We start from the raw sequence: 4348 nt of genomic DNA on the forward strand, positions 1-4348 counted from the left end.
CCCCCCACCGATTGGGTTAATTCGGATTAGAAAAAGGGAGAGAATTATCTCTCCCTTTTGAAAATTTATTGGCTAAAACTTTCAAGTAGATTTACACTAATTCAAACCCAAGATTCAAGAGCAAATTTTCTCACTTGTTGAATTCGTAAAAAGTCACTATCACTTGAAACAACAGTCAAATTATTTTGCATTGCAATAGCGGCTATCCAAAGGTCATTTTCATCAAAACCCAAATCAGTGACTTTAGTTTTTCGCCGCTTGCTTTTATCCTTGGGTGCAAATTGATTGAATAAAGCTGATTTTAATTGACCGTAGATAGTTGCTGTAGATTCCGTTACCCTGTAGATGCGAATATCTTCTAAAAACTCTACTAACCGAGCAAGATTTACTTCTGTGCGCTGGGATTTTTCCATCATGAATGTCAGTTCACCCTGCACAATTACACAAGTTGCAATATTATTTTCTCCAACTTCACTAACACGACGAATAACATTTACATTGCCTAAGATAATGGCACTACAATGATTTGTATCCAATAAATACATTATTCAAATGGGTTTTCGTCATCAAATTTAGCTTGACCACGGGTAGCATATACTAATTGAAGACATTCCTCAAAATCATCACCTTCCCAAGTCCCCGCGTGTCGGAGGATAGAACGTCCGGAACCCGGACGGTATGTAAGTTGCTCTTGCTCGCTGTTCGATTTTGTAGAATTAGTTAACGGGATAGATTCTTGCTGGACTGGTTCCAACTCCTTTTTTGCATGACTAACCTTAATAGAACGAATCAAATCGAGTGCTTCTATTAGCAATTCCGGTGGTAAAGTCTCTATTTCTTGAATTAATAAATCTTTAGTAGTCATTTTTACCTCTAATCACTCTCTTTGATTGTATGCCCTCGTTACCAGCTTGATAACTGATAACTGTTTACTGAATTTAAGCCACATTTAACTTTCTATGTTTAGCGATTTTATATTGAATATCATCTAACAAGACAACATCATCAGCGATTTGGGAAAGTTGCTCACTCAACATCCCCTTTTTCGCAACTACAGTAACTTTCACACCCCGACGTTGAACTTCTTCAATAGCTGGAATAAAATCCCCATCTCCACTGACAAGAATAACTTGATCTCCACTTTTGACTTCCCCAATCATGTCTACAGCAATTTTGACATCATCACCGACAGTTTTTAAAGCATTGCTATCAGAACGGTGTAAAACAGGGAGTTCTACCACTTCATAACGCAGACGTTTTAAATAAGCAATGAACCGCTTGTGTCCTTCAGTAACAGGTTCTAAAATACCTGTATAATATTTAAAAGTTGTACAAGTAGCAAATGAAGTGAGTTCTATCCGTAACGCATCGTAGTCAAGCTCAACTAGCAATCCCTGAAGGGCAAAATTTAAGTTGTTACCATCTATATATACACGAGTGACTGATTCTTGAGATTGGGTGAGGGGTTTAATAGAGGTTTCTTTTGAGTTTTGAGTAGAACTATCGGGTTTGATGGAAGCAGTTTTCTCATTACTGGCTAACTTGCATTCGAGATGAGCGATTGTTTTTAAGACTATTTTTTGCTGATGCTGCAATTTTTGCAGTTCAGAAAGGTTAAGACGTTGGCGAGTATTCTGGGTTTGGAATTTTTTCCCCAGCTTATTCAATTCATTCTGTGTCTGTTGAAGTTGAGTTTGCAGACAAGAATTTTCTTTTTTAAACTCAGTCAATTGTTCTTGCTTGTTTGTGTCTGAGGTATTTTGTTTGACGAGTAATCCAGAAGAAATAGCTGCGATCGCAGCCACTTCACCCACTCCTTTCAGCAAAGGTTTCTCTGTGATAGTACCAGTCACAATACATCCAACCGAGATACCCATCGTAATTAGAATTGCTCTATCAAATTTCATAAGAATATTTATTTGCTTGTCTTTGATTGCGACAAACTCAATATAAAAGACGAACGGAAAGGGATTGTTCCAAGTTCAATTTGTCGGGTGCGTTAGTCGCACCCTACTTTACTGTTGCGAGATTATAGAGAATTGGTATTACACCCCTCATCAACGATTTTTCGTCATTCCACTAGATGTAGAGACGCGTTCGCTTTTAGCGTTCCCGCAGGGTAATTTCGCGTCTCTACAAACCAATTTGTGGACAAAAGAGGGGTCAGACCCACCATTCGCCAGCTGTATCCTTCAGGAAATCGGGGTTCTGTATGTGAAGGAACTCCCCCTTTCCACCCATAGGTTTTAATAACAAACATACAAGCGCAAGCACAAATCCAAAAAACATCAGTGAGGCGTATGAAAACAAATCGTCGCGTATTAATATTTGCAGATGCAGATAACACTTTCTTCTCAGCCCAAAGCTTTAACAGAAAGATAGACTGGCATAAAATTCGGGACTATCTAGCCGATCCCAAGGAAGGTAGAGAACTGATTGAAATGGTGATTTATATTGGTTTACCTCCGGCTAGAGAGAGATTTGAAGAACAACGTAAAACTAAAGAGAAATTTGTTTATTGGGCAAGAAGTAATGGCTTTCTAGTTGTCTCCAAAGAAGGTAAAGCAAAAGGAGATGAGTATGAAACTAATGTTGATGTTGTAATGGCGATGGATGCTGTTGAATTAGCTCTAGAAGTTAAACCAGATATTGTTGTTTTGGTGACTGGAGATTCTGATTTTGCTTATCTAGCAGAAAAACTCAGAAAGCGTGGAATGCGGGTTGAAGTCGCTTCAGTGGAACAATCTCTAGGTAGTGAATTAAAAAATTCCGCTAATAGTGTTGTGGACTTAATCGAAGTATTTGATAAATTTAATGCCCAAAATGAAAATCAAAATTACCACAGAATTGGCAACGCGAATGTCTTTGATTAACAGTTAGAGACGCGATGAATCGCGTCTGTACAATTATTCGGTTATCAAATTGGATTGATAACTGTTTAGTATAGCCTACGCTACGGCAAGCAGTTTGCGAGTCTACACTGATTTCACAATATTTTCGACTGCTCAAACAAAGGAGTAATCATGACAACAGTTAATGGAAAATTAATCGCCCAAGAACAAAATCAATTAGATACGATTAAACGAAAAACAGAAGATTTGCAAGGGCGCTATCAAAATTTAGAGTTACAAATCAGTGCGATCGCTAAACAAAATAGCACAAAATATTTAGAGGAAATGGATAGTGTTAAAAGGTATATCCAAAAGTTAGATAAAAAATTGACTTATGTGGAGGAAACTATCTCAAATCAAACCAAACAATTGTTATTGCTAAAGGTTTGTGGCGCTGTGGGATTAGTTGGCTTATGGTTCTGGTTTGGAATCAATAATCAACCACAATACCAGAAGAGTAAATCTTTTAAATCCGTTGAATCTATAGAATTAATCAAACTAGTTTGAGAGTAGTTTTGTAGGATGTGTTATGCCGCTATCTTATGCACCATCCCAGATATTTGATGCGTTAGGACTAATGTCCATAACGCACCCTACCAGGTTCTCATTACTCAATTAATAGTCTGAAAATCCGCTGACAAATTAAGCGAAGACAACGCTTACTAAAAATTTCAAAAATCATCAAAAAGCGAGGAGATTAGATGAGAGCAGTTGTTAATGGAAAATTGGTTGATTTACCAGAAGGTGCAACAGTTGAAGATTTAAAAGCCAGACTGCCAGAAATTGGTAGTGATGATGTCATGGAAGAAGGTTTTAGTGGTACTCGACCAATGAAAAATAATGAAGCCCTCAAAGAAGGCTCAAAAGTGTGGACTGTTCCCAAAATTGTTAAAGGTTGAGGTGAAGTATGACAATCACAATTAATCCAGATCAATTCGGAAATCAACCGAGTTCGAGAATTATTGAAGAACTCAAATTATTAGAAAAAGTTGCCAAGAATATTATTGCTGGTAGCAAGACTATTGGTAATACGAAATACACAGCAGTTTTAGTCAAGGGAATGCCTTTATCGTCCAAAAAATTCAAGGCTTCTAATACTGATGTTTTGTTTTTATTACCATCAGAATACCCCCGGCTTCCCCCGATTGGCTGCTATCTCAACTATCCTTGGGACACGGTAGGAGAAGGAGACCATCATTTTACCAGACAGAGCTACTACGGAGCGCCATTTTTAAGCGATGAAGGATGGTACTGGTATTGTGTTGGACTTGGCGGAGGGTTTAATCGAGATAAATGGCTCAATAGTTGGAAACCTAGCAATCTAGCTGAAAAAGGACATAATCTCGCTACTTTGCTTGTCACAGCACGTTACGCAATCAACACTGATGATTAAAAGTTAACAATTATTAGTTAACAGTTATCAGTTACGAGTTTGCAATAGTTGCAATAGTTGGGAG

The 4348-nt window shown here is 37.8% G+C and carries 7 protein-coding genes; 4 read left to right on the forward strand and 3 right to left on the reverse strand.

Annotation, left to right across the window (positions count from 1 at the left end):
* Positions 1 to 101: 101 nt before the first annotated feature.
* From AC5JMK_RS13050 to AC5JMK_RS13060, 3 genes are all read right to left on the reverse strand, one after another.
* Entirely contained in the window at positions 102 to 545 is a 444-nt protein-coding gene (locus AC5JMK_RS13050; protein WP_495910279.1) for a PIN domain-containing protein, read from the reverse strand.
* Positions 545 to 865, reverse strand: a complete 321-nt coding sequence (locus AC5JMK_RS13055) for a hypothetical protein (protein WP_044450803.1) — start codon at positions 863 to 865, stop codon at positions 545 to 547. Before AC5JMK_RS13055 ends, AC5JMK_RS13050 begins: the two co-directional genes overlap by 1 nt.
* Before the next feature lie 73 nt (positions 866 to 938).
* Entirely contained in the window at positions 939 to 1907 is a 969-nt protein-coding gene (locus AC5JMK_RS13060) for a LabA-like NYN domain-containing protein (RefSeq protein WP_495910280.1), read from the reverse strand.
* A 393-nt stretch (positions 1908 to 2300) separates the two neighbouring features.
* Here AC5JMK_RS13060 and AC5JMK_RS13065 point away from each other — a divergent pair, with 393 nt between their 5' ends.
* From AC5JMK_RS13065 to AC5JMK_RS13080, 4 genes are all read left to right on the forward strand, one after another.
* Complete coding sequence (locus tag AC5JMK_RS13065) at positions 2301 to 2873, forward strand: LabA-like NYN domain-containing protein (RefSeq protein ID WP_044450801.1); 573 nt, start codon at positions 2301 to 2303, stop codon at positions 2871 to 2873.
* A gap of 150 nt (positions 2874 to 3023) precedes the next feature.
* Entirely contained in the window at positions 3024 to 3398 is a 375-nt protein-coding gene (locus tag AC5JMK_RS13070; protein ID WP_495910281.1) for a hypothetical protein, read from the forward strand.
* A 194-nt stretch (positions 3399 to 3592) separates the two neighbouring features.
* Positions 3593 to 3790: a hypothetical protein gene (locus AC5JMK_RS13075; RefSeq protein ID WP_026718915.1), complete on the forward strand. Its 198-nt coding sequence runs from the start codon at positions 3593 to 3595 to the stop codon at positions 3788 to 3790.
* A gap of 8 nt (positions 3791 to 3798) precedes the next feature.
* Positions 3799 to 4284 carry a hypothetical protein gene (locus AC5JMK_RS13080; RefSeq protein ID WP_495910282.1) on the forward strand — a complete coding sequence of 162 codons (486 nt, stop codon included), beginning with the start codon at positions 3799 to 3801 and terminating at the stop codon, positions 4282 to 4284.
* Positions 4285 to 4348 lie beyond the last annotated feature (64 nt).

Source organism: Pelatocladus sp. (genome assembly GCF_059505505.1).

Excerpts from the sequence above, each read along its gene's own strand:
- AC5JMK_RS13050 (WP_495910279.1), bottom strand. The coding sequence starts at position 545 with ATGTATTTATTGGATACAAATCATTGTAGTGCCATTATCTTAGGCAAT.
- AC5JMK_RS13055 (WP_044450803.1), bottom strand. The coding sequence starts at position 865 with ATGACTACTAAAGATTTATTAATTCAAGAAATAGAGACTTTACCACCG.
- AC5JMK_RS13060 (WP_495910280.1), bottom strand. The coding sequence starts at position 1,907 with ATGAAATTTGATAGAGCAATTCTAATTACGATGGGTATCTCGGTTGGA.
- AC5JMK_RS13065 (WP_044450801.1), top strand. The coding sequence starts at position 2,301 with ATGAAAACAAATCGTCGCGTATTAATATTTGCAGATGCAGATAACACT.
- AC5JMK_RS13070 (WP_495910281.1), top strand. The coding sequence starts at position 3,024 with ATGACAACAGTTAATGGAAAATTAATCGCCCAAGAACAAAATCAATTA.
- AC5JMK_RS13075 (WP_026718915.1), top strand. The coding sequence starts at position 3,593 with ATGAGAGCAGTTGTTAATGGAAAATTGGTTGATTTACCAGAAGGTGCA.
- AC5JMK_RS13080 (WP_495910282.1), top strand. The coding sequence starts at position 3,799 with ATGACAATCACAATTAATCCAGATCAATTCGGAAATCAACCGAGTTCG.